Source organism: Gimesia chilikensis (assembly GCF_007744075.1).
GTDB lineage: Bacteria > Planctomycetota > Planctomycetia > Planctomycetales > Planctomycetaceae > Gimesia > Gimesia chilikensis_A.
Map to the genome: position 1 here is coordinate 40,247 of NZ_CP036266.1, position 25,195 is coordinate 65,441.

The window sequence follows — 25,195 nt, forward strand, 5'->3', positions numbered from 1 at the left end:
GACTGGAATCAGCGGGAGGAAGCAGCATGCGAATCGAACGTGAACTGATGCGGGGTGCCGGGCCGGTGGCGGTTTTGAAGTTGCTGGAAGACGGAGCCAAATACGGTTATGAACTCGTGGAGTCGCTGTCGGAGCAGACGGGGGGCGTGCTCAACATGGGGCAGTCGACTCTTTATCCGTTGTTGTACAACCTGGAGTCCCAAGGATTGATTCGCCCCAGCTGGCAGGCAGCAGAGAACGGCCGCAAGCGGAAATACTATTCGCTGACCGCCAAAGGTAAGAAGCGGCTGGCGAACGATACGGCCCAGTGGATTGCCGTCACGAGTGCAATGCAGAGCCTGGGAATTCTGTCCGGCGCACAACCGAAGCTGCAGGGGGGTGAAGCATGAAGGCGAACAGTGCTCAACAGACTGGCTGGAAAAAGGTGTTGCAGACGCCGCTTTCCGATCTGCTATGCGGTCGGGTGACGGGCCGCCAGGAACCACTGGGGCGACTGGATACGGGGACATTGTCTGCGCCACTGATAGACTCAATTCGGAGTGTGACGGAGCAGTTACAGGGTTATTTTCGCTGGAGAGTAGCTCGGCGTCTGGTCCAATCCTGTCGAATGCTGGTTCAGGAAGGTTGTACAGAACAGCAACTGGTTGAACAACTGAGTGAGCCGGCCAGTATTGCTGCGCTGATCCGTGCGACGCGGAGGACAGACTGGATTTTCAATGCACCGTTGCCGGCCCGTTTATGGCCCGTGGTGGAACGGATTGTGGTCCACCCGCGTGTAAAACGCTGGTCAGCCCGGAGGATGTTGCGGCGTGTCTGCCAGAATCTACGCTGGCAGCTGGATGCGGGACATGCGGCGGAAGAAATTGTTTCGCATTGCGGGGATGCGGTCGCTTTGAGCGGCCTGGTGTATGCAACGGATTCCGTGGGTGAGTTGCTGGAATATCCGTTGCCAGAAAGTCTGAGGTCGGTCGTATTGGATGTGGTGCAGCGGTCGAAGTTGTGGCCGGGTGAAAAACGGGATGTGGCGCTGGAATTGTGTACGCACTTTGCCGACGGACTGCAGAAGGGGGAGAGCGAGGCGGCACTGCTGGAGTCGTTTGGCGATGTTCGGACAGCGGCGCAACTGATTCGTCGAGCGCGTTTGCGGAACCGGTCGTTTGCCTGGCGGGCGCGGCGTCGCACCTGGCAGAGTTTGCTGGTGGCGTTATTTCTGTTGCTGATTCCCTGGACAGTGGTGACGGTGCGGTTATTGGTGGCTCAGCCGACGATCAAATCTGATCCGGTCGAAAAGCTGGATCAGCAGAGCCGCGCAATTCCCAGCGAGGAGCGTGCGTGGCCTTTGTATCTGCAGGGTCTGGCAGATTTTTCCAAACGGGAACAGGAGGAGTTTGACAAGCTGCGGAATGCGAATGCGTTCGACGGGCCTGCCAGTGAGAGCTGGCCTGAAGCGAAAGCATTTTTGAACAAACATCAGGGAGTCGTCGAGCAATTCCGACAAGCGGCCAGTCTGCCGGAGTTAGGATTCATAAACCGACCGCGGGGAGACGACTACGATGGTTTTGATGAGTTCTGGAAATTAAACCGGCCGTATGAAATGAATCCGCCGGGCGCGAACCGATTCCAAATAATGTTGCCTCAATCCCAGGAGCTGGGTTACAAAATCATACCCGTGTTGAACGGCGCCGTTTATCTGGCAGCCGAAGAGGGAGAAGCAGAACGTTGTCTGGAACTGTTACTGGCGCGTATTAATGCGGCGGCCCATTATCGTCAGACAGGGCCCTGGGTCATCTGTCAGATTAGTGCGAATGATCTGGCAGGTCGTGCTGCTGAACTGGCGACACAGATTATTGAACGATATCCCAACCTGTTCAATGAGCGGCAATTGAAAATCCTGCAGGAACAGCTCAGCAAGATGCCGATACCAGCGCTCAACCTGGAACCTTCCGAGGAATACCTGAAACATATTTTACAGTATATGTATACAGACGACGGAAATGGAAACGGTCGATTTACAGCAGCTGGCTTTGACGTGTTAAAGAGCCTGGTAGAGATTTCAATGAACAATCGTGAGATATTATTATCCACGATGCCGTCGCTGGTCTGGCAGGATCAAAGAGAGCCTGATCGAAGTGAGTGGATTCCATTTCAAATCAAGTCGGGTATCCTGGCACTGCAGATTGCCGATCGTAAAGAGATGCAGCGTGAATTACTGTCTCTGAATCGACTGTTCTGGGAGGCGATCACCAAAGGGACACCTGAAACAGAGACTGCCTATCAGGAAGAATATCAACGCTTAATGGATTCACCCGCGTTGCGGCTCAAATATCTGCCTGCCTTAATGGTGATGTCGCCGTACCAGACCTCAAGCTACTGGACTTCCAACAGGAAACCGCTGGCTCAGAAAATCGTGGCTCTGACTCTGATCGCAGTTGAGCTGTTTCACTTTGAGAAAGGTGAGTTTCCCGCAACGCTACAGGCACTCGTGCCTGAATATCTGGCTGAAGTGCCTGTAGATCCTGGAACAGGAGAACCGCTGGGTTATGAGGTTCGGGAAGGCCGGCCTGTAGTGGAAGCACATTCCCTGTTTACGGAGCATGTTCGTTAAGACGCTCAGTTCTGTTGCAGTACCTGTCTGACTTTGACGGCCAGTTCGTTGCGCGAGAAAGGTTTTTTGAGGAAGGAGTTCTCTTCGCTGGTAATGCCTTGTTCGGCCATGATGTGCAAGGTGTAGCCGGACATATACAGGACGTTGAGATTTGGCTGGAGTTTCTGTAATGCGTGATAAAGTTCCTGGCCGTTCATTTCGGGCATGACCACATCGGTGATCAACAAGTCCACCGTTCCCTTAAAATCAAGCATCATCTGAATGGCGTCCCGGGGACTGGTGGCGATGATCACGCGATAGCCGAGCGAGAGCAGAATTTCCCGGCTGATTTTGGCGAGCATCGGTTCGTCGTCGATCAGCAGGATCATTTCATTCGTACCGACGGGAGCACGTGTAGCGTGTTCGAGGTGAGGGATCGGTTTTCCGTCGCGACGACAGGGGAGAAAGATTTGAAACGTCGAGCCACTGCCGGGCTGATTTTCCACGCGGACGAATCCCTGGTTCTGTTTGACAATTCCTGCGACGGTAGACAGGCCGAGCCCGGTTCCTTTTCCCTGTGGCTTTGTGGTGAAGAAGGGTTCAAAAATGCGAGCCTGTGTGGCCGGGTCTATGCCGGGTCCGGTATCGGAAACGGAAAGCATCACAAAATGACCGGGAAGGTACTCCGGATGTGCTTTACAGAATTCGTGGTCGAATTTCCTGTTCTCTGTTTTCAGGGTAATGGTGCCAATTCCGGAAATGGCGTCACTGGCATTCACGCAGAGGTTCGCCAGGATCTGATCGATCTGGGAGGAATCCATTTTGACGATACAGCCTGCTGTTTCCGGCTCCCAGACAAAGTCGATTTCCTCAGCTATCAGGCGTTTCAAAATGCGCAACATACCCTCAATCGACTGATTGAGTTCAATAAACCTCGGTTCGGCTTCCTCGCGACTGCTGAAGCTCAAAAGTTGCTGAGTCAGTTCGGTGGAACGCTCGGCTGCGTCGCGAATTTCTGTCAGGTGTTGATGGATGGGGTGATCCGCATCGATGTCGAGCAACGCCAGTCCGACATGGCCCTGGATTACGTTCAGCATGTTATTGAAGTCGTGGGCGATGCCTCCGGCGAGCCTGCCGAGGGATTCGATCTTCTGCGCTGCCACCAGCTGTTCGAGCAGATCCTGGTTTTCCTGCTCCAGGTGTTTGCGGTCGGTAATGTCTTCCGTCAGGACAATAATTCCGCCAATGGTATTTTGCGACTCATACCAGGGCATCAGAATCCAGCGATCCCATTTGACGGATCCATCATGCCGCAGGAAGAGTTCTTCGTCGCGCAGGGTTGCTCCGGAGAGTCCCTGCTGATGGGCAATTCTCCAATGATTAGGAGTCTCGGGAAAGACTTTGTAATGCGAACGGCCCAGGAGACTTTCACAATCGAGTTTGTAATCGTCGATCCAGCGGCGACTGGCTGCCAGATAGCGCATGCTGTTATCGAACAGAGCAACAGCGATCGGTGCATGCTCGATAAAACCGAGCAGATCTTCGGAACAAAGGTTCTGCTCCATTTCGGCGGCGGGATCGTACAGGACCAGCAGTGCTCCCATGATCCTGCCGGGATGCTCATAGATGGGACTGATGTTGCCACTGATTTGCAGAGGGGAACCTGCTTTTGTGGTGAGAGGAGCCTGGCTGGCAATTACGGCGTGCTCGCCTGTTACCAGGACCATTTCGAGAGAGTTCTGGATTTCAGCTCGGGATTCTGCGGTTGCGAACGTAAATGTTTCGAAGAAATTCTGTCCCAGAATCTGCTGGAGCGCATGTCCGAGCAGTCGTTCCGCAGCGGGGTTGAGCAACATGATTCGCTGATCACGGTCAACGGCGATCACGGCATCAATCATGTTCTGCAAGACGGCCTGATGCCAGTTCAAGCGACTCATTCAGCGGATCCTTCTTCGACTGCAATGATGCAGTTCAGGAAATGAGAAATGACAGAAGTCAGAAGTGAAACTCTTCTTTGGATGCCAGGTGGGTTTGTCAATTAATTCCAACGAGCTATTCTAGTCAGAGTTGTTTTAAAAGGAATCTATATTTCAGGTCTCTGCAAAGAAAAGATCTGTTTATAAGACGAAGTCTGATAACTTGATCAGAGCACAAAATGGCTGTGTGCGGATGTCTCTGGGAACAGCTGAATCGCAGTTGTAGTACCACGACCCTTGCCATACGATGTAAAGAAAATCGCAATTCAAAACCAGGAGGAAACGATGATTACAGTGGGAATGAACTACCAGGTGATTGATGGTAAGCAGGCTGAGTTCGAAGCGAAGTTTGCCGGTGTTCAGCAGGCGCTGCAACAGGCTGAGGGACATACCTCATCGCACTTGTGGCAGGATGTGAGCGACAACGCTTCCTACATGATTACCAGTGAATGGTCCGACGAACAGGCATTCCAGGATTTTATCCACAGCGATGCTTTTCGTGCGGTTACCAACTGGGGTAAGGAAGAGATTCTGTCAGATCGTCCGCGTCATAAAATCTACAAACACTGAGCCCCGGTCCCACTGAATGACGTGTGAGAGATTGAGCTGGACCGGGCCCGCAGGTTGAGATGACTCAACTGCAGAGAGTGCCTGTAATTTGATTTAGTACATCTGAGAGATGCAAATGAAATGATGTGTTCGTAGAACTGTCAAACTAATCGAAATCGACTTTTTTGATGAGTGACAGCGAATCCGTCTCGGTGACGGTTTCGGTAGCTATTCTCCTATGAAAATCGGTCAGTTGATCGAGCTTGGAAAGGTTAGCGGGATTTTCATCCCAACCCAGGTCCTTAGTGAGCTCGATCATTTCCGTTGTGATGGGATGCCGATCTGCCACGCACTTTCTCTTGACCAGTGGTCTGCCTGAGGCATCTACCTCCACCAGACGGTTAATTCCGATCAGAGAAGCGAACAGAATGACCAGCATTCCGACACAAAAGGTAACAGGACCGATCAGCAACGAATGAAACATCGACACCAGCTTCTTCATGACGATTTCTCCATAAAAAACCGAATAAAGTATGAATATCTGTATGAAATGTCGTCGGATTGTTTGTCGTTTTTAGCTGCTAAATCGTGCCTCAGCTAGGAATTGAATCTCCAAAACTGCATGCGCATGCGCTACAAAAGAGGGTGATTTTGAAGCGGTACACACTGAATCGAAAAGGTTCGAGGACAGAACGACGTACTGATGCCCTCATCAGAGAGATGAGTGAATCAAAGATGTACTGAAATGATCTGCCTCTTAGAAATGTTGACTCGAAATATAAATGAAGGGTGTTATGTTCCACTCAGTTTATAATCTGTGATTTTTAATGCAAACTTTTTATTTGATTGCGCTAAAAATATCGGAAATATTCAGTGTCGCTCATTTCTGCACCTGATAGGGAACACCCGTCAGCTGATTTTTATCGCAGCGACGAGGCTGACTGCTCATTGTGCAGATTCGATTTTCTCCTCTATCTGGGAGGAAGGGCATTAGTATATAAATCACTCGATCAGGGCAAGACGATTCTTCAGCAAGGAGGTGAATTTGATCAGAGATCTGTTTGACAGATATAACAAAATCTGGCGTGCTGCGTTTATCGTAGTGGGTGTGATTGTCTCCGTCATTCAGTTCCTGCGAATTGCCCGTCGCCCTCCAGGTGACTTTCCCTTGCATTGGACTTCGGGACATTTCATCGCCACTGGTGAGTTCCTCTATACCCGCAACATCAATTACCCGTATCCCCCGTTCTGGGGTTTCGTGCATTCCACGCTGGCGTGGATTCCGATGGAGATCGCGTACCTGCTGGTCTACCCCCTGTTCTTTGTGGCGCTGTATGTACTCGTCCGGATATTGAACCGCTTGAGCGAAGTGCATTTTCCGTTGGGGAAAAACGAACTGTTCTGGATGGTGACGATTGCGATTCTGCTCTCGAGCCGGTACCTGATTCGAGACATGCTGGAATGCGGTGTGAATCTGGGGCTGGTGGCTGCTGCCTGGCTGTCCGTTTATCTCTGGCGTGAAAAGAAGGAGCTGCAGGGGAGCTTGATTCTGGGATTCGCGATGGCGTTGAAATGTACGCCTTCCTTATTCTGGGTCTGGTTCATTCTCAAGCGGGAATGGAAAATGGCCGGGTTGACCTTCCTGGCAGCGGCCTGCTTTACATTATCTCCCATGCTCAAACTGGGGTATGCCGAATACGATCGCACGGTACGGCACTGGGTATTTAACGTGATGCACGGTTTTAAGGAAAAAGATCCTTCCAAAGGAATTGCCGGTCCGGTTCCAATCGCGAATATGTCTTTGCGAATCACACTTGCCCGTTACCTGATGCATTTCCCTAGAGAGCATGAAGGGCGGATGAAAACGCCGTTGTATGTGGACTTTCTGAATCTGTCTCCGGTGACGGCAGGACGGATCATCTCGCTGAGTATGCTGGTGTTTCTGATTTTTATTGCGTGGCTGTTCCGCAGGCATTACGACGACCGTTCGGATGAACGCATTCTCTGGGAATGTGCGGTGTTGTCGATCCTGATCCTGTTATATTCGCCGGTCACCTGGGGACAGCATTGCGTGGGCATTTTTCCGGGTGTCTATCTGCTGCTCCGCTCTTCCATGAGTCAGAAGCATTTTACGAAGCCGCTCAAGGTCGGCATCGGTCTGTTTGTGTTCCTGGTGCTGATTTTGAACCGCGCGTTTATCGGCAAGTTCTATAGTGAGCTGCTGGGAACTTACCATACCTCCACGTTTCTGTTTCTCGGCATCATCGGTTTTCTGCTTAGTCGCCATTTCCGTGTGACCCGGGAGAAAACAGCAGAAGCCTCGCTGCAACCGGCGCAAGAGCATGCACCGGTTACCGCTTGAACATTTTTGTATTGGGAGAGGTCTTACTCTGGCAGTTTCCGACGAAAGTCATCCAGATAAAGCCCGATTTTGTCAAAAGGAATCGGCTCAAAGCCGATCTCTTTCGTCAGCAGGGAGGGGTCCTGGTGCAGTTCCCATTTACCTTGTGAATTTTCTGTCAGGCCCAGTGGAATGGGTTTGTCAGGGGTCCCGCTCAGGTTGGTGAAGCCTTTGAGATCGTTGGTCATGGCGATACCCGGTGATGTGCCACGCGTATTCACGGCCAGATTGTTTTGCATTTCGAACTTGTCGAGTAGCTTCTTTACGTTGCCGTCCAGATGTGCGACTTCCTTTGAGCAGTTCACGAATACGTTCCGAAGGATCGGATTATAGAGTGGTTCACGAGGCGAGTCCTGCATGATTTTAGCGAGGTGAGGATAGCGTTCGCTCCAGGGCGGGCTCTGGTAGTTCATCGCTTCCGCTTTCTTTTCGAGCTGCCAGCTTGGTTCATTAGGGTTGTTCCACTGTTTCCAGGTCATGCCCCGGGAATCGACGTGCAGGCCGATCGGACAGTCGAGGACCAGGTTATTCAGAATGGGATTGTCGCGACCGCCGCCAATCATGATGGCTCGGCCGGTCTGGTAGAACACGTTGCCTTCCACCGTGTCGCCGCTGTCGCAGTCATCCAGGTAGACGCCCATTGTGTTGACATGCTCTGCATCGCCGCCTCCGAGGTGGTGGATGAAGTTGTGTCGCAGGATGTTTCCCTGGCTGGTCCAGTCGCGACCGGTATAAAATGCGCCCGAGTCACCCGTCTCCATGACGACGCGATAGATTTCATTCCGTTCGAACAGGTTCTCATTGCCGCCATACAGGACCGCGTTATGAGGGGCATCGTGAATGCAGTTGTTCTGAACGATCTGTCCGCAGTCATTCGCATAGATGCCCGGGGCATAGGTCCGCTGAAAGAGACCGTAATGGTGAATGTGGTTATTGATCGCACGGTTATCAGCGCGTGTGAGCTGTTTACGGTCGCCTCCATACAAGGCGATGCCGCGTGTTCCGAGGTGGTACAGATCGCAGCTGCGGATCGTGTTCTGCTTACCATTCACGGAGATACCGCCACTGGCCAGGTTCGCGACCACGCACCCGGCGAGTTCAATGCCGGTGGTGTTCTTCAGCGAGACCCCTTCCGAGTGACCGTATTCCAGGTTCAGGTTCTCAAAGCGGACATACTGTGCGTCCTGCAGTTTGAGCAGGGGCTGCGTCAACGTCGCGAGGACAATAGAACTTGCTTGCTGATTTTGCTCAGGATAGAAATAAAGCTGCTTCTGTTTACGATCGAGATACCATTCGCCGGGTGCGTCCAGTTCCTCCAGAACGTTGAGCGCGAAGAAGCGACGTGATTTGGATCCCCACGTGCCACCCATGATGCCATAGTTATGAGGGGCTGCCAGCCGGATCGTTTTCTGCTTTGCATCATAGTCGGCGATCCGGATGACTTCGTCGCTCCAGTCATGAGTCCAGTAACCGAGCAGCCAGACGCCATCTTCCAGGTTCCAGCGGGCGGGTCGGGGATCATCAAAGATGAACGCACCGGGGTGCAGTTTGCGTTGTTCCGGATCTTCGGCCTTGGGGTCGGGCAGCCCTTTATCAACGACTTTGGAAAAGGAAGCCCAGCCACCATGGTCCGCAGCGGCATTCGGCCAGCGGGCGAGCGTCATCGGTGCGCCATTCACATACAGCCAGGGACCGACGGGGACACCCCGGTAGGAACGTTTGAGTTCCGCGAAAGAGCCGGCAGCGATTAACGATAAACCACAGACCCGGACTTTATCGCGAGCGGAAGCAGGCAGGCGCTTGAGAATGGCAGCATCGGTGACCGGCTGAAATGATGCAGGATCGAGACCGATGCCCCCCTGAATCAGTGTCTGGCCCTGTTGAGTCGCACGATAGACAATCGGCGCCTCGGCGGTGCCGCTGTCTGTCTTATTGAATTCCAACGATTTAGTGATTTGATACACACCGGGCTGGATGTGGACCGTTGCCCCGGCACCCACTTTCAGCTGACCATTCTGACGAGACCGGCGGATCGCATCGCGTGCCTGCTCGATCTGACGAAACGGCTTCGCTTGACTGCCATCGCCCCCGGGAGCAGCATCGGCTTTAACATACAAATTGAGATCTGCCTGTGTCCGGCAAGTCAGACAACAGACCATCAGACTGGTGAGAAAGAATCGAAACACGTTCATTGAGGAACCTGAGGTTGTTAACAAGTGGGAGGGTTGTTTGCATGACTGCGTTAGCACAGCATTACCTGCCTCGAATATAGGAAGCAGCCTGACCAGCGTCAATTAACTGTGGAACTGCTGCAGATAACCTGTCGGATCACCAGGGTTGAAACTGCATTTCTGAGAAATCATTCAGATCGATCTGGGCGGGTAAGGCAGCAACCAGCGAACTCACTTCATTGAGCGGGATGTACTTTCCGTAACTTCCCTGCTTGTCCGGAATCGGAATTTCCATCCAGATCGTCTCGCCGTTGCGGAGGAATTGCAGCGTGTTGTTGTGATCGTCGATCAGCCCGAAGAAATCCTCGTCGCCCTGCAGGAGTTCCAGAATCCGATCGGCGGCGACAGACAGATCCATCTCACAGGCTTCTTCCGCGCTGAGTGTTTCATCGGTTTTATAACAGCAATAGAAAGCTCGATACCCCATAAATCCTCCGGTCGCGATCTAATCAACAGACCAATCATCCTGGCAGGATGAGACAGCCACTCATGGTACTACACAGAGAGGATCTGTCAAACCGGGGTTTAATAAATGATTTACCAGGGGTCATTTCGCAGCATGCTCTGAACTTTGTCATGCACATGCTGATGGAACAGGTGGCCGAAGCCCGCTTTTTCCAGACGGTAAATCAATTCGTGAGTTGTGCAACTCAGTTTTTCAGCACAGGCCTCGACAGACCAGTTGCTGTCAGCGAGCTGCATCAGCAGATAAGCACGTCGGCACTGGGCGGCAGAGAGTCGATACGATTTCAAATATTCCAACGTTCCATTCTTGCGGACGATGGCTTCCCCGATGTGGTTTTCCGCCTTCGGATTCAATTCCGTCATGAACCGCTGCAACTGGAAGGGGCCCATCTTGTAAACCATTTCATTGTGGACCGGACAATCCAGCAGATTATCAGACATCAGTGTGTGCAGCGTTGACCAGTCGCCACGCACACGCTTGACTTCTCGACGCAGGTCTTCCAGTGACGCCACCCGCTTGGCATTGATGTCCGCTGGATGTAACCGGTTTTCCTGTGCGTAAAGTCCGTAGAAATAGAGCAGCTCACCGTAATCATCAGTCAACAGTGTTTCATGCAGATCACGATAATCATCCGGATGAGGTACGATAAAGGCAGACGCCAGGGCATCTCCCACAAAGACCAGTGAACCAACCTGATTCTCATGAATTTCGAAGACACGGAGGGCATCTTCCAGCCCTTTAATCCAGCGGCCGGGAACCGACATCTCACAACGCGGGCTCAAACCATCGCGGATTGCTGCGCGCGAGTATTCTTCCCAGATCACATCCGGTCCACCAAAATGGAGCGAAAGAAATCCTTCGAGTGAAAGATCCATCGGAAGAAACCGCAATCGCTTGCGGTCTTCCCGCTTTCGCATTTTTTTCATGACCCTTGCCGTCATGAAGCCCAGGTCATGAACCCGGCCATCGCTGTTTTTCTGCCTTTTCTGCAGACGGCGTAGCTGTGTACCGTAGGCGACAGCCGGTGATCCATCGTTCGACCAGTCCGCGATAAATGCATGTGGAATGTAGGAGTAATATGCCGTTTTCTGATCAAGTTGAACAGCGGCAACATCCTCGTGGTAAGGACGTCGCGTCAAACGGAGATCTTCACGAACCTGTTTACGTATCACGGGCGCCAGACGGACTCCTCCCAGAACTTGTGACGGAGCGAGAGTCAGTCCTTTCAGCGAAATCGTCTGCTGCAGATCTTCAGGTTTCATCGGAGTTCAGCATCCTGTTGACACCGTGTGAGAGATAAGCTTCCAGATCCTCCAGTTTCGTCGTTCCGGCAGTGAACCGGGCAAAGCCCAGCATGGTGGGAATGTCTTCTGCATCCCGCAGTCCGACGGTGGGGATCGTGGGGCCAAGTCGACGCGGTGAATAATGATCGGCATCAAAGACCGGGTTCATATGCACAATCTCCGGAGTATTCTCTTTTCCAATCGTTTCCCGGTACACGCGGGCCACCTGATCGACCAGCTGGGGAGGATCGTTTTCGTAGCCATCCGAAACAATTACGATCAGGTCTGGCCGCCATTCCAGCGCGGCAAGCAATGGTTCGGCCAGAGCCGTCTGTCCCGCAGGTCGCGTCAGAAATTCATATTCCGTTTCTTCGTTTTCCGGTGTCCAGAAAGACCGGTATTCCCGCGCTGCATTTCTGAGCAGACAACTGGCTGCCAGGGCCACTCCCAGCGGACGGTTTCGCCGCTCACGACTTCCCAGGGAAGACCGGCTGCGATCAAGGACAGCAGCGACACGTCCCAGCGCGAGGGGAGCGCGACGGAGTGCTTTTGTTGCAGCGGAATTCAGGGCAGCCTGCAGTTCTACAGCGCGGTCCCGTCGCTCGCTTTGCTTCAGCGAGAGTATATAGAGTGACAGTTTCGTCAGTCCCGCGCGACTCAGGTCAAATTCAATTTTAACCCCTTTCGTCCGTGCAGCAGTAGACTGATAGCGCATCTTTTCCGCTGCGGTCATCTTCGGTTGAATCTTCTGCAGGAAGACCTCGCGAGGAATCTGATGCTTCTGTGCCAGTGATTCCGCGACAGTGAAGGGCAGTTCGTAGATGGCAGCGGCACTGTACTGCGCCTGTCGATACTGATTGAGCAGGGGCCGCGTGTAATTCTTCTGGCTGGAAGGATCAAAGAGAAACCGTCCCAGTTCAGCATCGAGTTGAAAATGGATGTGTGCTGCTGCAGAACGAAACTTGTTGCGATATTTGATGGCATCAAAATCCGGTTCTCGTCGCCAGTTAAGGTATGTCTTAATCACGGCTCGCGTGCGACGATTATTGATGCGGGCCTGCTGCATTCGTGTAAATAGCCCATACACCCGGTTGGGAGGCAGTCCGCGCAGCGCAGCAGCGATCAGTGCTCCTTCTTCAGACCGCTGCGTGAGATCAGCCGGCGCGCCGGACTGGAGTAGATTAAAGAGAATCTGCAACTGATTAAAATGATTGATGCCGGCTGCCAGCGTTCGTGCGTAAAGCAGGCGATAGTTAATCAGCGTGTACTGATGCAGGAATTCAATCGAAACGGTGGCGAGATACCGATCGGTATAATACTCGTTCTGCCGGGTGGCGGCGAAACAGGAGTTGATAAACATCACGAGGTCTTCCCGTTCGCACTGTTCGCGCAGGCGAGTTCGTTCGGGAGACGATGTTGAATAGGTTCCGTCGGTCACCAGAGTCATTCCCTGAGTCAAAAAAATCCGTTCGGGGAATGCAGACAGCGACGGGCTGAAAAGCTGCAGAAGCTCACGCGGAAGTCACTCTCAAGTCCCACGAACGGAAGTTCGAGTATCCCGCGCCACGGCGGGCATCGCAAGCTCAGATTTTATGACAGGGCAAGTTGCATGGAAGTTCGCCTGCCCGATTAAGAATGTCCGTTTCACGTTTATTCATCAAGCTTGATTTTGACGGCACCGATGTCGTGCGCTTCTCCCGGCTGGACCATAAATCGATCGACGACGATGGGGTGACCGTCGACAATTTTTCGGAAACGATAGGTGGCACCGGGGATCAGTGCCGGGAAATCGATTTTGCCCTCTGCGTTGGTGATTAAGGAGTCCATCAATTGATAGTTGACCCGGTCCAGGTTGGACACAAGCGTTTCATCGGCCCATTGTTCCCCGCGGCTGGCTGCCTGAAAATCGTATCGGGGAGTTCCCGGAGTGGCGATCAGATACAGGCTGCCCAGACTCTTCCCGACAATAGGATGTCCCTCGGGATCCAGGTACCTTACACTTGCAGAGCCACAGGGTTTGAGGACGATCCGGGGGGCTTTGTTGCGAGTGCTGATTGTCGCGGCGACTCCCAGTTTTCGCTGAGGATCAAGAAAGTAAACCGGATATTCGACGTCCGTGCGTAATCCCTGAAGTTTGAATATTCCGTCATGGACTTCATCGGGCCAGCCGCGCCAACTGGGTGAAGTCGGCAGAATCTTTAGACGGGAAATCATCAGCGCTTCTTTGATTGGTTTGCCCTGTTCGTCAACCAGCGTTCCAGTGACGGTCTCTCCCGGGTGCAGTTCAATTTTCATCGGCTCCAGCCGTTGATCGGTGACAGGATCAATCTTCTGAAAGGCGTGAGCATAGATTCGCATCCCGCCCGGTTTACTTCGATAGAGTGTTGATGAATCCGTTTCCTGCAGAATGTATTTCGGACTTGTCGCATGAACGAGTAGTGTCCCTGGTCCAGGCAGTACGGGGATCGAGAATTTTCCTGTGGCATCTGTTTTCTGGATCCCCTGCCAGCCCGTGATGATTTCGTCTGTATTGCGTTTGTTATTGGCACCTTCCGGTTCATATTGAACCGAAGCTCCCTTGAGCGGCTGTCCTGTTTGTGCATCGACCACGGTGCCTTCTGCCAGTACGACTTTGTCGAGTCTGACCTCCAGGGGTTTCTCAGGTGTTTCCGCGTTCCAGCGCAGGTCTTTGACCTCTCGCGTCAGATACGGAGTTCCCGGTGGTGGATAAGCGATTATTCCAAATCTGACACCGGGGTAGGGGTTCAAGCGAAATCGACCGGCGGCGTCTGTTTTGCCTTCAATGTAGACCAGCGAGCCGAGTTGTTCCTGTTGGCTGGACCAGATTTTGATCCGCGTGTTTGCTGACGGTTTACCAGAGTCACCAAGCAGTACTCTTCCTGAAAAAATCTTGGCTGGTGCGACAACGATTGTTGCATCTTCTCCCTGCTTGAGATTTTTAATGGTATCCCGATATGTGCCGTCATTCTCACTGCGTTCCTCGGGAAGTCCGGAATTGAGTCTGATCCACTGGGGCGCATATTGATCGGTACCGGGAATTTTTAAAGTGACACCATGTCTCAGATCAAAGAAGGATAGTCTCATCACGCCCTGATCGTCAGTCTTGTAAGTGCGAACGGAGATTATTTTATCACTGGTCGGTGCCGGAGCATTCTGCGGACCTTTCACTCGCTGATTAAGGGGAACCGGCCCGGGAGGGCCGCTGAAGGAAAGGATCGTATAATTCATTTCCTGAACGGGTAAATTCGGGATCGGCTGTCCCGTGGGGTCCACAAAGTGAATCAGGTTGTTAAAGGGCACTGGAATCTGGAGGTCTAAAGTGATCCGGGCATCGCGCAGCTTGATTTTATTAGACATCATTCCGGATCTTTCATTTCGTGCGATCACGTAAATGAGAGAATCACCTTTCACTTTATCTTCCGGGAGTGTGACATCGTAATGGCCTGCACTGTCTGTCTTGCATTCTTTTAACAGGACTCGCTCGCTTTGTGCCTTGTTTTCGGCTTTGGTCCTAAAGACCTCCACCCGGGCACCAGCGGCCGGTTTTCCATCGTGGTCTGTGATAGTGCCGTGAATCGTGAAGGTCTGGCTCTGGGTTTCAGCCCGCGGACTGGTCTCCTTATCTGTATCTGAGGAATCGGGCTTGTGTTGTGCTACAGCCACAGTTCCCCCTGCGATGACAAAGGTCAGCAACAGAGCCAGCACTGCCAGGAACAGACGACTCTTCGCTGACAGCTGAAGCTGTCGATTACGATTCGGATCGAGCAGTCCGGCAACGCGATGTTCGAGTTTCCATTGTGCGGTGAACAGCCCGATGGCCCCAGGGAGCAAGGGCCCCGACTGGATCGTACGGGCAAGCGAAAGCAGTGTTCGACTGTAAGAGGTCGCATCCGTCGTGGTCAGCACATAGTTGTCACAGATCTCTTCGCGGGCCTGAGCCAACTGCCGGTTGAGAATTCTCACAAAGGGATGCAACCAGAAAAACACGGCGGCCAGGTTCTGGATCAGCAGAATGAATTGATCTCGCCGCACACAATGTGCCATTTCATGAATCAATATTTCACGCAGCTGTTCGGCTGAGAGCTGTCTCACAGCCTGTTCCGGGAAGACAACCCAGGATCGCAACAGACCCGTGGAAACGGGACCGGTCAGCCGTTCAGACACGAGCAGTGTCGGCAGGCGACTGTGAGGAAATTCCTCTGCTGCCCGGGCGAAGGCTGCCGCGAGTTGAGGATCGGTATTCGGTTGCGCCGTTCGTAAAATGGCAGCCAGTCGAGACCAGCCCCTGATCAGTCGTAAGAGCAGCAGGATGGAACCTGACAGCCAGATGAAAAACAGGCCTGGCATCACAGTGTGCATCAAGTTATCCATCCAGGTACTCCAGGCGGGCTGATCAGCGGGCACCGCAGTCAATGTGTTTTGCGCAGTCGGTGGTGCGACCGGTGAGCGGAGAGCGGCCTCAGAATTCGCAGCCTTCGGTTCTTTTGGTCTCTGATCAGCAATGTCTGGAGGGGGGGAGAACGTCTGTGGATCGGCAATGATCTGTCGCTCAAGCGGTTCTGCCTCACCTGTTTGATCGAAAGACCCTGTCGAAACGGATTTGTGATCCAGAAGTGTACTCTCATTCTGCAGAGAAATTTTAAGCATACTTTTTCCAGTGAACTGCATGACCAACGTCACCACGGGGGAGAGCAGAATCAGAAACAGTCCTGCACAAAGCAGCCCGTAACGGATTGTCGGAATGCGGCGGACGAAACTGGTCAGCAGTAACGTCACACCGGTTACGAGCGTAATCTGCAGCAAGACACTCGTACCGCCTGTCAGGAGCTGATCTCCCGGATTCCACAAAGCCCATGCAGCCATAACGATACCTTCCCTTATCTGGAATGACGTTCCTGGTTCGTTTCTGCTTCTTCGATCATGATTCGAATTCGTTCCGCTTCTTCTGAAGACAGGCCCCGGTACTCCAGCAGAGCGGTCACCAGTTCTTCTGCAGAGCCGGCAAAGAGGCGGTCGACCATCTGCGCGACCTTGGCACCGAGTACGTTTGCCCTGGGCCTATTTGCGGAATAGATAAAGGTGCGTCCTGCGCTGCGATGCTTCAGCCAGCCTTTTTCTTCCAGCCGTACAATCATGGTCTGTACCGTATTGCGGGCCAGTTCGCGTCGTTCCGCCAGGGCGTCACGCACTTCTGACACGGTGACTTCCCCCTGTAGCCAGACGATTTCCATAATCTCCCGCTGCGCCTCTGTGAGCGGCGCAGAATCTGTGTTAGCCATCTCATTCTCCTGATGGTACGCCTACAGTGTGTAGGTGAACTGTACCTACACACTGTAGGCGAGTCAAGAGGTGTTCGGAGATTTCCGTCAGCACCAGGAAGTTGCACCGCCGTCATGGCGGGATAGAGCAAGAGAGGAAATCAAGCTGTGGGTAAACTGTTGTGAGAGTTTAAGCTGAGCTCACATCTTCGCGAGCAGTGTTTCATATCCATTAAATTCGTTTTTCCAGTCGGCATAACAGCCGACGAGTCCACAGGCCACGCAGCGGCAGCCGAGGTAAAGCCATTTCACATCCGGGGACAGCGAATCATCCTCATTGCGGTAGCGATATATGCCGGCCGTGATCTGAAAGACTTCCGCGCCGCAGACGCAGCCATGTTTCTCGATGTCCGCTTCCTCAGCGTACTCTTCACTGTCACCCATCAGATGTTCGTCTTCACATCTGCCGCAGATCCGCAGTGCCACCCCTTCGTCTTCATCGGTACCGAAGTAGAACGAATCGTTCCCGCAGGTACAGCGGACATCTGCAAAATGATCAACCGGGAAACCATTCAGTTCGCTGTACCGCTGCATTTCCTGACGCAGGTCTGCATGATCGTCGCCGTACCAGTAGCCATCCTGTTTTTTCTGAAGACTCATTGGCCATCACTTTCATCGAATCGGGAGACCAGACAAAAAAATATTGTTGATCCGCCGGTTGCGATTCCTTATGGTTAATAATCGGAGAAATCCTGCCTGCTCGCATAGCCTACCTTAACAAGGGACCCACCTGATGAGAATCACAAATGTGCTGCGTCTGCTGTTTTTGTCTGGAGTCATTTTCAATGTCGTTCTGCCCGCGAAATCATCCGCCGCTGATCCACCCGCCCAGGGTACTTCAAAACAAATCGATCTGGGAGCAGACGTTTCACTGGAGGTCCTGTATATACCACCGGGCAAATTCATGATGGGCAGCACCCCGGAGGAAAAAGCCTGGGCGACCGGAATTGAAGGGGGCGCGACACCGGGCACCGTGCGCGAGTCCTACGAAGGAGAAAAGCCACGTCCGATGCAGGTCAAAGACGGTTTCTGGATGGGACGCACCGAGGTCAGCGTCGGCCAGTTCAAACGCTTTGTCGAAGAGAGTGGCTACGTGACCGATGCCGAGAAGCCGGATGGAGAAACGCAGGTCTTTGATCCCAACTGGAAGATCACGGCCAAAGCCCCGCCGCACCCCTGGATTTCGGTAAAAGGCAAAAGCTGGCGTGACCCGGGTTTTGGTTTTCCGCTCCGCGACTGCTATCCGGTGGTCTGTGTGAGCTGGAATGACGGCCGCGCGTTCTGCAAGTGGCTGACTGAGCGCGAGCGTAAAGCGGGACGCCTGCCGGAAGGTCTGGAGTACCGACTGCCTACCGAAGCCGAGTGGGCATATGCCTGTCGGGGGGGAAGTACCGAGAGCCACTATTTCTGGTGGGGCGATGATCTGCGGGATGGCGAAGGGCGTCTGAATATTTCCGCAGTCGACTTTCTACCCGGCCGCAACAAAATCTGGCCGCTGGCGAATGCCCCTTGGAGTGATGGCTTCGCGTTTGTCTCTCCCGTCGACCATTATGGCGAGATGGGACGTAACGGTTTCGGACTGGCCGACATGTGTGGCGGCGTCTGGGAAATCGTCCTCGATCATTTCGATCCCACGGGAGGCCATGAAGAAGTCTATCTGGTAGACCAGAATCGCCGCCCGGTCTGCCGGGGTGGGAACTACTACGACGTACCCGGCAATGCCCGCTGCGCCGTCCGCCTGGGACTCAAGAGTGATTATTATTCCGATTCCCGCGACGGCTTTCGCATCTGCCTGGGCGTACCCCGGGGGTAAGTTATCTACCTGCCATTTGCTGGATAGGAGCAGAGGATGCCTATAAGAATTCAGTTACAGGATCAGCTGTTTCCTGTCCAGACATTTTTTAATGCGATCGGTGACCATGAATTCTGGGACATAATTCATGGTCTCAAAAACCGGGTCAGCTATGGTTTGGATGTTTGTTTCTGTGAATTTCCTGAGTCTCTGGATTTTGATGAAGAGCCCTTTGAAGGTGTGCGTTTCCGGATCTATGAGGATGAGGTCATTATCACAGAAGCAGAATTCGAAAAGCTGCTTCAGAAGTTAGCCACCATTCAGGTCTGTCGGTTTCCCGATCAGGTTGATTTGTATCAAGCGTATTTTGTTCCTGAAAAGACCTGACGAATGAGGTCATAGAAACCACGCTGCCCTTACTGCTCCTGAGTCGCGTCGCACTTCTCCAGAAACGTTTTGAGATTTTTTACAGCGCAATTATCAGGGTCTGCAGTTTCGAGTGCAGGCTTCAACTGCTCACGGATCGTGCAAAGCTCTGGTGAGACCTCAATTCCGCGGCCAATGCGAATCAGCAGCAACTCCCTGGCTTCAAAGCGGATGGCTTCGCTCTGGTGGTTCATCAGTTCCAGTGCAGTGAGATCGACCTCAGCCGAAGGATGAAAGACGTTCCGGAGCGTGCTGATTGCGTGTAGTCGTACCTTGAGGCTTTTGTCATGGAGCGCCAGGTTACAAAGTGCGGTAATCAGTGGCTGACTGCTTTCCTGGTGAGAGCCAACATAGGCACCGGTTGCGCTGATGGTGATAAATCGGGTGTTGGTATTTTGGTGAGCCAGGTATTCCTGAAGTACCGGAATCGCCTCTGGGCCTGCTGAGCAACTCGTATCATAGGCCATTCTTCCCAATTGATTCTGTAGTTCAATTCGCAGAATCCAACTGGAGGGTGCCAGATGCCAGAACAGAAACAACGCCACAGGGGCTCCGATGATCAACAGCAGGCAACCCAGTCCGCTGCGATTGTATTTGAGGTAGAATTTTGATGGTTTCATCGGGGCACCTCGATCCACTGCAGATCGTCGGTTGCCAGATCGAGTGTGGCGACGGTGAAGACTTTCGCCCGGAACAGAGCGCCCGGGTTGATGCGGCGAGTGGTGCCTTCATGGAAGTCGTGGGGCTGGTGGGAATGGCCGGTGAGCAGGTAATCGGGTTCAGCGGCCAGCAGGGGTTTGAGATCGCGGCTGATATGACCGTGAACCAGGGCAATGCGTCTTTCGGCCAGTTTGACTTCGCCGCCCCAGCGCAGACAATGAACGTTCTGTTCCCGTGCCGCCTTTTCGAGTTGAGGGACAGAGTCGGCGTCGTGATTGCCAAAAGTAAAATAGAACGGGAGTACTGCGCAGGCAGAGACGATCTCAGGTGTTGCCAGGTCACCACAATGAAACAGCGCCTCGGCACCCGCTTCCTGCAGCAGCGCGACGGCGCGTTCGGTCCGCTCCAGGTGATTGTGTGAGTCTGAGAGGATGCCGATTTTCACTCTGTCTGTCCTCGGTTACGTCGACAGCGTGTGCTGCAGTACTTGACTTCCTCCCAGACGCGGGCCCACTTTTTACGCCAGGTAAAAGGCCGCCCGCAGGCGGCGCAGCGCTTTTGTGGCAGCTCTGACTTGCGGTGCGTCATGGGTAAAGGCCCCCGTTTCCAGAATTGATGATCTTACTGGATTCTAGGGGGCACCCCATGTTCAGACCAGTCGAAAATATCAGACGGGGCCATCAACGCAACCGAATTCAGACTGCTATCCTACAGGAGCTATTTACTGTCACGATCATGCACATGAGCCGGCGGAGCCGTGGCCTCGACTGCGACGAACGGTTCCAGGATCCGATAGCGGTGAACCGCATGTTTCGGCACCAGCCAGCTTTCGCCCGGGTTGAGCAGCAGCTTCTGGTCTTCCAGTTCCAGTTCAGCCGTCCCTTTGATGACGAATCCGACGACTTCATAATCCCGGCTCATCGGTTGCGGGTCGACCGATCCAGGTGATTCTTCCCAGAGTCGCATCGAAACCGAAACTCCGGATGCCAGGTATTTTTGTCCCATCGTTCCTTCGGGGGAATGGGCTGAGTCTACTTTTTTGACAGTGGTATCATTCATTTCTGAATTCCTTTCTGCTGAAATGGGCGTGAGCCACGCCAGTTGCTGACGCGGCTCACTGAAAGTGAAACGGTGTTGTAAAGCGGTTGGATGAAATCAGTCGCTTTTCACCACCAGTTCGTTATCAACGAGCAGGGCGCCCCCTTCGTAAGCGTTTTCGGTGGAAGCCCTTCTTTCGCTCCAGGAACTGACCTGCCCTTTGAGGGTCGCGATACCGTCATCCACGGAGACCTTGATCTTCTCGGAACTGACAAACGGACTCCACCAGAGCTCATCCTGAATGTCATTTTTAATTTCCTTATCCGACTGGTAAGGTGACCTGCGGTCATAGCGCACCAGGGCATCCTGATCGATGAAGAGATCATCAATGTAGGGATCGGAAACGTAGGGCCGCTGTTCCGCGACACTCAGGAAGTTTCTGACATCGACGATGCCGGGAACCCGTGACGCCAGATCATCGGCGCGGTTCTTTTCATACTGCGAGTCGACCTTCCCATACAGATACGCGGTGTCGTTCAGGACGGTGACATTAATGTCGAACCGTTCGATATAAGGATCGCGATAGAAGGTGTCGCGGACATCCGCGGCGATGGCTGAATCTTCACGGTTCTGATTGAACCTCGTTTTCAGCCGGTTTTCCACGTAGCTGACGCCCACCGTATTTTTCGCATCCCGGGCGGCTGCACGACGGGCTTTGAGGTTGTCGACCGTTCCCCGCAGGGTCACGGTACGGCCTGATACTTCGGCATCGACGTTGAAGGATTTCACACGTGGATCCCTCATTAAAGCATCCTGCACGGCGCTGCTGATTTCTGCTTCTGATTTGCTCACGAATTTATTGCCGCGCAGTTTTTCTTCATGTATCCAGGGATCGACTTCCAGATGTTCTGTGTCCACATCGTCCACGCCTGCGACCCAGGCATCGGCTTTCGCCATCCGTACTTCGGCAGCGCTACCGACAACCCCTGCGAGCTTCACCTGACCCTGATCGACGGTGACGGTAATCATGTGGTCGTTAATCTGTGAATCCCAGCGGAGGGTTTGCTGGACTTCTTCCTCTATTTCCTGGTCCGGACGTTCATCCTTGTAAAAGACGTGAATCTCTTCCTGCAGATCAACAACACCGCGTACTCCCTGGGCCACCTTCTTAACCAGATCCAGTTCCTGATACGATTCCACCTTTCCCGTCAGCTTGACAGCGCCTTCATTCACGCGGACATCAATCTCCCGGGCTTCCGTTGCTGGATCGGTACGCAGTGCCGTCTTGATATCCTTCTTGATAGCGGCATCTGTTCTGAGCGGCGAGGGTTTGACTTCAATCCGATTGACCACGGCCCGAACCCCTTTGACGGTTTCAGCAATCCGCACTGCCCGCTCCTTGGCCAGGATGTTATTGACCTGACCGGAGAGCGTGACGATGCCATCTTCGGTCTGGATGTCGAGCCTGGTCGAGACCACACCCGGGTCGAGCAGCATCTCATCACTGATCTTGTCACTGATGGTCTGGTTGGTCATTTCGGGTTCCGCTCTGACCTCACGGCGTGGAACGCATCCCACGAGGAAAGTCAGTGTCGCCAGAGCACAGAGCCAGGTTCTTCGCTGTCGAGGGTTGAGTAAAGCCATTGCTGCCTCCTTCTACATGCGAGTTTATGATACAGACTGCTTCTAGTGCTGATCGTCTCAGGCGTATTCAGTGGTGAAATCTGAGGCAAGAGAATCTGCCTGAGTGGGATTCGGTGAGAATGCACGCGTTGTTGTGTATCAAATGCCGCAAAACCTATGCCAGTGATGTACTGATCACGGCAGCGTTTGCGTCAAAGTGTTGGTAGTCAGGCAGGTAGAAAAATGTGCGTTTTCTGTGAGATACCGTTGCATCTGAATGCTCAGCCCCCGGTTTGCGCGGAGAGCCACCGATCAGTAAATTGATCTTCCCGTCCCCGTAGAGCATAATGAATCAACCAGACAAACGTTTTTTACCTTCCCGCTCAGAATGACCCACCGTACAGGACTCCGCTGATGAACTCACCCCGTTTACGTTCCCTGAAAATTCTATTGCCGTTGTGCTGCCTGCTCTTGCTGCTTGTGACCTCTGCCCGGGCTGAGCATGAGGGCAAGATTCAAATCCTGCTGCTGGGCGACAGCACAACCGAAGGCAGCATTCCCCGGCGGTTGAAACCGGAAGGACCGCATCTGGAATCGGTCATCGAACAGCTGCTGGCCGCGGAAGGTGATCTGCCGGCCTGTCATGTAATCAATTCCAGCTTGAGCGGCGAATACATCAAGCGGCTGTTTGATTCGGGCCGCTACGATCGAGATGCGGGCAAGTTGCCGGGCGTGGATTATATCTTCATCCGCTATGGGCTGAATGACCGGGCGAAGCGGGAAAACTTCACGGAGAACTTCCCCAAAGATTTCCATGCCCTGCTGGACCGTCTGCGCAAAGACCATCCTCAGGCGGTGCTGATTCCCATGACGGTGATTCCGTTTGCCAATGAAGAGGTGAGCAAAGAGATCAACGATCTGATATTCGGCGTCGCGAAAACAGAAGGGCTGGAAGTGTTCGATATTTTTCCACGGTATGCTGCTGAGCTCAAACAAGGCTTTAACATGCTCAATTACCGCCGGTATCCCGTGGAGAAAGTTCCCGAAAAATATCAGGCTCTGATCAAACCCTTTATCTCGGGAGGCCGGGTGGTCGTGATGGCTAATGAGCTCGATCCGATCCTGGGACATCTGCCCGGCTGGTATTCGGACCGGCACCCGAACCTGGCAGGTTATAATGTCATCGCTGACGAGACCGCGAAATATCTCGCACCCAAACTGCGGGCCCGCAAACCAGCGCAGGAATCAAAACAGTAATTCACCGAGGATCAGAGGAAACCGACGATGCGAAATTCGATGCCACGTGTTACAGCCAGCCTGATTTTGCTTGCGACTCTGTTTTTCATGGCGACACCCGGCGAATGCGGGCTCTCCGCGGGAGCAGCCACGGTCGATGTGACGCCGCCTACGTTGCCGGCGATTCAGAACGGGTTGTTTCTGGAACAGAATCAGGACAAAGTCCTGGATCGACTCAAAGCCCGCTGTTTTGTCCTGCAGAATGACCGGGCGGCGATTGCCATCGTCGTCGTCGATTCCTGTATGATTCCCCGCGATGTCTGCGAGCGGGCCAAAGTGCTGGCCAGTAAACAGACCGGCATTCCCATTCATCGGATGTTGATCGCCTCCACGCATACGCACTCTGCTCCCAGTGTGATGAACTTTTGCCTGGGCACCCGCAGTGATCCCAGTTACGAGCGTTTCCTGCCTCCGAAACTGGCAGAAGGGATTGCACAGGCATACGCCAACCTGGAGCCGGCACGCGTCGGCTATACCAGCATTGATGCACCCGAACATACGCACTGCCGGCGCTGGTTACATGACCCCGAGCAGTACGGCGTCGATCCCTTCGGCGATAAAACGGTCCGGGCAATCATGCACCCGGGCTATCAGAATCCCGCCTTCATCGGCCCCGCCGGCCCTGTTGATCCGGGACTGTCTCTACTCAGCATTCAGTCTGCGGATGGCAAACGACCCATTGGTCTGCTGGCCAATTACTCGATGCACTATTTCGGCGCGCGGGGCGGATTTTCGTCCGATTACTACGGCCGGTTCTGTAACGAGCTGGAACAGAAAGTCGGTACAAAAGGAGAGAAGCCGTTCGTGGCCGCCATGTCTCAGGGAACCTCCGGTGATCTGCAGTGGATGAATTATGGAGCGCCCCGCCGCACCGATTACTCGATCGACCAGTATGCCCGCGAACTGTCCGACATTGCCTGGAAGGCGTTTCAACAGATCGAGTACGACAGTTCCGAGTCGCAGCTGAAGATGGCGGAATCGTCGCTGCTCATCAAGCGCCGGCTGCCGAACAAGGAGCGGCTGGCCTGGGCAGACAAGTACAACCAGGCACGGGGCGAACGTCGTCCGAAATCGAAAGAAGAAGTTTATGCGGAACAGGCACAGTGGATTCACGAGCATCCACAGGAGCAGATCGTGCTGCAGGTGATTCGGATCGGCGACCTGGGGATCACGGCGATACCGAACGAAGTCTACGGGATTACCGGGCTCAAGCTCAAAGCCCAGAGTCCGTTCAAGCAGACCTTCAACATGGGGCTGGCCAACGGAGCCGCAGGTTACATTCCGCCTCCCGAACAGCATTACCTGGGAGGCTACACCACCTGGCCCGCCCGCACCGCCGGCCTGGAAGTTCAGGCGGAGCCGCAGATTGTCGACAAACTGCTGCAGTTGATGGAAACCCTGTCGGGTGAAAAACGTAAGCCGTTAACAACCGATTTCTACAACGACCAGCAACGAACAGCGATCAAGAAGGCCCGCGCGGAAGATAATAACCGGGTGAATCGTGGGGAGTGACTTATTTGCTACGGCAGTT

Annotated in this window: 22 protein-coding genes; 8 read left to right on the forward strand and 14 right to left on the reverse strand. The window is 53.5% G+C overall.

Features of this window, described 5'->3' with window-relative positions; translation table 11 throughout:
- Positions 1 to 26 precede the first annotated feature (26 nt).
- Together HG66A1_RS00185 and HG66A1_RS00190 are read left to right on the forward strand one after the other, a co-directional pair.
- On the forward strand, positions 27 to 389 hold the full coding sequence (locus HG66A1_RS00185) for a PadR family transcriptional regulator (protein ID WP_145179662.1): 363 nt from the start codon (positions 27 to 29) through the stop codon (positions 387 to 389).
- Positions 386 to 2,605, forward strand: coding sequence for a hypothetical protein (locus tag HG66A1_RS00190; RefSeq protein ID WP_145179664.1), 2,220 nt, complete (start codon positions 386 to 388; stop codon positions 2,603 to 2,605). Before HG66A1_RS00185 ends, HG66A1_RS00190 begins: the two co-directional genes overlap by 4 nt.
- A 5-nt stretch (positions 2,606 to 2,610) precedes the next feature.
- Here the strand turns inward: HG66A1_RS00190 and HG66A1_RS00195 are convergent, their stop codons facing one another.
- Positions 2,611 to 4,521, reverse strand: coding sequence for a PAS domain-containing sensor histidine kinase (locus tag HG66A1_RS00195; RefSeq protein ID WP_145179666.1), 1,911 nt, complete (start codon positions 4,519 to 4,521; stop codon positions 2,611 to 2,613).
- A gap of 324 nt (positions 4,522 to 4,845) precedes the next feature.
- On the opposite strand from HG66A1_RS00195, the gene HG66A1_RS00200 reads away from it, so the two are divergent.
- Positions 4,846 to 5,130 (forward strand): antibiotic biosynthesis monooxygenase family protein, encoded by a 285-nt coding sequence (locus tag HG66A1_RS00200; RefSeq protein WP_145179668.1) that lies wholly within the window; start codon positions 4,846 to 4,848, stop codon positions 5,128 to 5,130.
- 145 nt (positions 5,131 to 5,275) lie between these two features.
- On the opposite strand, the gene HG66A1_RS00205 is transcribed toward HG66A1_RS00200, so the two are convergent.
- The gene (locus HG66A1_RS00205) at positions 5,276 to 5,611 is read right to left on the reverse strand and encodes a hypothetical protein (protein WP_145179670.1); all 336 of its coding nucleotides are present in this window, start codon (positions 5,609 to 5,611) and stop codon (positions 5,276 to 5,278) included.
- A gap of 543 nt (positions 5,612 to 6,154) precedes the next feature.
- On the opposite strand from HG66A1_RS00205, the gene HG66A1_RS00210 reads away from it, so the two are divergent.
- Positions 6,155 to 7,471: a glycosyltransferase family 87 protein gene (locus tag HG66A1_RS00210; RefSeq protein WP_197996914.1), complete on the forward strand. Its 1,317-nt coding sequence runs from the start codon at positions 6,155 to 6,157 to the stop codon at positions 7,469 to 7,471.
- Between the two features lie 23 nt (positions 7,472 to 7,494).
- Here HG66A1_RS00210 and HG66A1_RS00215 read toward each other — a convergent pair whose 3' ends face one another.
- The 7 genes from HG66A1_RS00215 to HG66A1_RS00245 form a co-directional block, all read right to left on the reverse strand.
- Positions 7,495 to 9,702: a right-handed parallel beta-helix repeat-containing protein gene (locus tag HG66A1_RS00215; RefSeq protein ID WP_145179674.1), complete on the reverse strand. Its 2,208-nt coding sequence runs from the start codon at positions 9,700 to 9,702 to the stop codon at positions 7,495 to 7,497.
- Positions 9,703 to 9,838: 136 nt separating this feature from the next.
- Positions 9,839 to 10,168, reverse strand: a complete 330-nt coding sequence (locus HG66A1_RS00220) for a hypothetical protein (RefSeq protein WP_145179676.1) — start codon at positions 10,166 to 10,168, stop codon at positions 9,839 to 9,841.
- 110 nt (positions 10,169 to 10,278) lie between these two features.
- On the reverse strand, positions 10,279 to 11,469 hold the full coding sequence (locus HG66A1_RS00225) for an ARPP-2 domain-containing protein (protein WP_145179678.1): 1,191 nt from the start codon (positions 11,467 to 11,469) through the stop codon (positions 10,279 to 10,281).
- A complete protein-coding gene (locus HG66A1_RS00230) occupies positions 11,459 to 12,928 on the reverse strand; it encodes a hypothetical protein (protein ID WP_197996915.1) in 1,470 nt (489 codons plus the stop codon). Before HG66A1_RS00230 ends, HG66A1_RS00225 begins: the two co-directional genes overlap by 11 nt.
- Positions 12,929 to 13,140: 212 nt before the next feature.
- A complete protein-coding gene (locus HG66A1_RS00235; protein WP_145179682.1) occupies positions 13,141 to 16,374 on the reverse strand; it encodes a M56 family metallopeptidase in 3,234 nt (1,077 codons plus the stop codon).
- A 14-nt stretch (positions 16,375 to 16,388) separates the two neighbouring features.
- Entirely contained in the window at positions 16,389 to 16,790 is a 402-nt protein-coding gene (locus HG66A1_RS00240; RefSeq protein WP_145179685.1) for a BlaI/MecI/CopY family transcriptional regulator, read from the reverse strand.
- A gap of 180 nt (positions 16,791 to 16,970) precedes the next feature.
- Positions 16,971 to 17,429, reverse strand: coding sequence for a hypothetical protein (locus HG66A1_RS00245; protein ID WP_145179687.1), 459 nt, complete (start codon positions 17,427 to 17,429; stop codon positions 16,971 to 16,973).
- Between the two features lie 133 nt (positions 17,430 to 17,562).
- Between HG66A1_RS00245 and HG66A1_RS00250 the strand changes: the two genes are divergently transcribed.
- Together HG66A1_RS00250 and HG66A1_RS00255 are read left to right on the forward strand one after the other, a co-directional pair.
- Positions 17,563 to 18,642 carry a formylglycine-generating enzyme family protein gene (locus HG66A1_RS00250; protein WP_145179690.1) on the forward strand — a complete coding sequence of 360 codons (1,080 nt, stop codon included), beginning with the start codon at positions 17,563 to 17,565 and terminating at the stop codon, positions 18,640 to 18,642.
- Between the two features lie 36 nt (positions 18,643 to 18,678).
- Positions 18,679 to 19,008, forward strand: a complete 330-nt coding sequence (locus HG66A1_RS00255; protein ID WP_145179692.1) for a ribonuclease toxin immunity protein CdiI — start codon at positions 18,679 to 18,681, stop codon at positions 19,006 to 19,008.
- 29 nt (positions 19,009 to 19,037) lie between these two features.
- Here the strand turns inward: HG66A1_RS00255 and HG66A1_RS00260 are convergent, their stop codons facing one another.
- From HG66A1_RS00260 to HG66A1_RS00280, 5 genes are all read right to left on the reverse strand, one after another.
- On the reverse strand, positions 19,038 to 19,667 hold the full coding sequence (locus HG66A1_RS00260; protein ID WP_145179694.1) for a HEAT repeat domain-containing protein: 630 nt from the start codon (positions 19,665 to 19,667) through the stop codon (positions 19,038 to 19,040).
- The gene (locus HG66A1_RS00265) at positions 19,664 to 20,152 is read right to left on the reverse strand and encodes a metallophosphoesterase family protein (protein WP_145179697.1); all 489 of its coding nucleotides are present in this window, start codon (positions 20,150 to 20,152) and stop codon (positions 19,664 to 19,666) included. The genes HG66A1_RS00260 and HG66A1_RS00265 overlap by 4 nt, the downstream gene beginning before the upstream one ends.
- Complete coding sequence (locus tag HG66A1_RS00270) at positions 20,149 to 20,295, reverse strand: DUF2256 domain-containing protein (protein ID WP_145179698.1); 147 nt, start codon at positions 20,293 to 20,295, stop codon at positions 20,149 to 20,151. The genes HG66A1_RS00265 and HG66A1_RS00270 overlap by 4 nt, the downstream gene beginning before the upstream one ends.
- Positions 20,296 to 20,424: 129 nt before the next feature.
- Positions 20,425 to 20,766 (reverse strand): cupin domain-containing protein, encoded by a 342-nt coding sequence (locus HG66A1_RS00275; RefSeq protein WP_145179700.1) that lies wholly within the window; start codon positions 20,764 to 20,766, stop codon positions 20,425 to 20,427.
- 96 nt (positions 20,767 to 20,862) lie between these two features.
- Positions 20,863 to 22,389, reverse strand: coding sequence for a BON domain-containing protein (locus HG66A1_RS00280; protein ID WP_145179702.1), 1,527 nt, complete (start codon positions 22,387 to 22,389; stop codon positions 20,863 to 20,865).
- Positions 22,390 to 22,782: 393 nt separating this feature from the next.
- Between HG66A1_RS00280 and HG66A1_RS00285 the strand changes: the two genes are divergently transcribed.
- Both HG66A1_RS00285 and HG66A1_RS00290 read left to right on the forward strand, forming a co-directional pair.
- Complete coding sequence (locus tag HG66A1_RS00285; RefSeq protein WP_145179704.1) at positions 22,783 to 23,625, forward strand: SGNH/GDSL hydrolase family protein; 843 nt, start codon at positions 22,783 to 22,785, stop codon at positions 23,623 to 23,625.
- A gap of 27 nt (positions 23,626 to 23,652) precedes the next feature.
- Positions 23,653 to 25,176: a neutral/alkaline non-lysosomal ceramidase N-terminal domain-containing protein gene (locus HG66A1_RS00290; RefSeq protein ID WP_145179706.1), complete on the forward strand. Its 1,524-nt coding sequence runs from the start codon at positions 23,653 to 23,655 to the stop codon at positions 25,174 to 25,176.
- Positions 25,177 to 25,195 lie beyond the last annotated feature (19 nt).

Bases quoted from the DNA above. Each gene is read 5' to 3' on its own strand.
- HG66A1_RS00205 (WP_145179670.1), bottom strand. From the start codon at position 5,611: ATGAAGAAGCTGGTGTCGATGTTTCATTCGTTGCTGATCGGTCCTGTT.
- HG66A1_RS00285 (WP_145179704.1), top strand. From the start codon at position 22,783: ATGAACTCACCCCGTTTACGTTCCCTGAAAATTCTATTGCCGTTGTGC.
- HG66A1_RS00240 (WP_145179685.1), bottom strand. From the start codon at position 16,790: ATGGCTAACACAGATTCTGCGCCGCTCACAGAGGCGCAGCGGGAGATT.
- HG66A1_RS00200 (WP_145179668.1), top strand. From the start codon at position 4,846: ATGATTACAGTGGGAATGAACTACCAGGTGATTGATGGTAAGCAGGCT.
- HG66A1_RS00290 (WP_145179706.1), top strand. From the start codon at position 23,653: ATGCGAAATTCGATGCCACGTGTTACAGCCAGCCTGATTTTGCTTGCG.
- HG66A1_RS00235 (WP_145179682.1), bottom strand. From the start codon at position 16,374: ATGGCTGCATGGGCTTTGTGGAATCCGGGAGATCAGCTCCTGACAGGC.
- HG66A1_RS00195 (WP_145179666.1), bottom strand. From the start codon at position 4,521: ATGAGTCGCTTGAACTGGCATCAGGCCGTCTTGCAGAACATGATTGAT.
- HG66A1_RS00190 (WP_145179664.1), top strand. From the start codon at position 386: ATGAAGGCGAACAGTGCTCAACAGACTGGCTGGAAAAAGGTGTTGCAG.
- HG66A1_RS00275 (WP_145179700.1), bottom strand. From the start codon at position 20,766: ATGAATGATACCACTGTCAAAAAAGTAGACTCAGCCCATTCCCCCGAA.
- HG66A1_RS00255 (WP_145179692.1), top strand. From the start codon at position 18,679: ATGCCTATAAGAATTCAGTTACAGGATCAGCTGTTTCCTGTCCAGACA.
- HG66A1_RS00250 (WP_145179690.1), top strand. From the start codon at position 17,563: ATGAGAATCACAAATGTGCTGCGTCTGCTGTTTTTGTCTGGAGTCATT.
- HG66A1_RS00220 (WP_145179676.1), bottom strand. From the start codon at position 10,168: ATGGGGTATCGAGCTTTCTATTGCTGTTATAAAACCGATGAAACACTC.
- HG66A1_RS00185 (WP_145179662.1), top strand. From the start codon at position 27: ATGCGAATCGAACGTGAACTGATGCGGGGTGCCGGGCCGGTGGCGGTT.
- HG66A1_RS00215 (WP_145179674.1), bottom strand. From the start codon at position 9,702: ATGAACGTGTTTCGATTCTTTCTCACCAGTCTGATGGTCTGTTGTCTG.
- HG66A1_RS00225 (WP_145179678.1), bottom strand. From the start codon at position 11,469: ATGAAACCTGAAGATCTGCAGCAGACGATTTCGCTGAAAGGACTGACT.
- HG66A1_RS00270 (WP_145179698.1), bottom strand. From the start codon at position 20,295: ATGACGCACCGCAAGTCAGAGCTGCCACAAAAGCGCTGCGCCGCCTGC.
- HG66A1_RS00245 (WP_145179687.1), bottom strand. From the start codon at position 17,429: ATGAGTCTTCAGAAAAAACAGGATGGCTACTGGTACGGCGACGATCAT.
- HG66A1_RS00260 (WP_145179694.1), bottom strand. From the start codon at position 19,667: ATGAAACCATCAAAATTCTACCTCAAATACAATCGCAGCGGACTGGGT.
- HG66A1_RS00280 (WP_145179702.1), bottom strand. From the start codon at position 22,389: ATGGCTTTACTCAACCCTCGACAGCGAAGAACCTGGCTCTGTGCTCTG.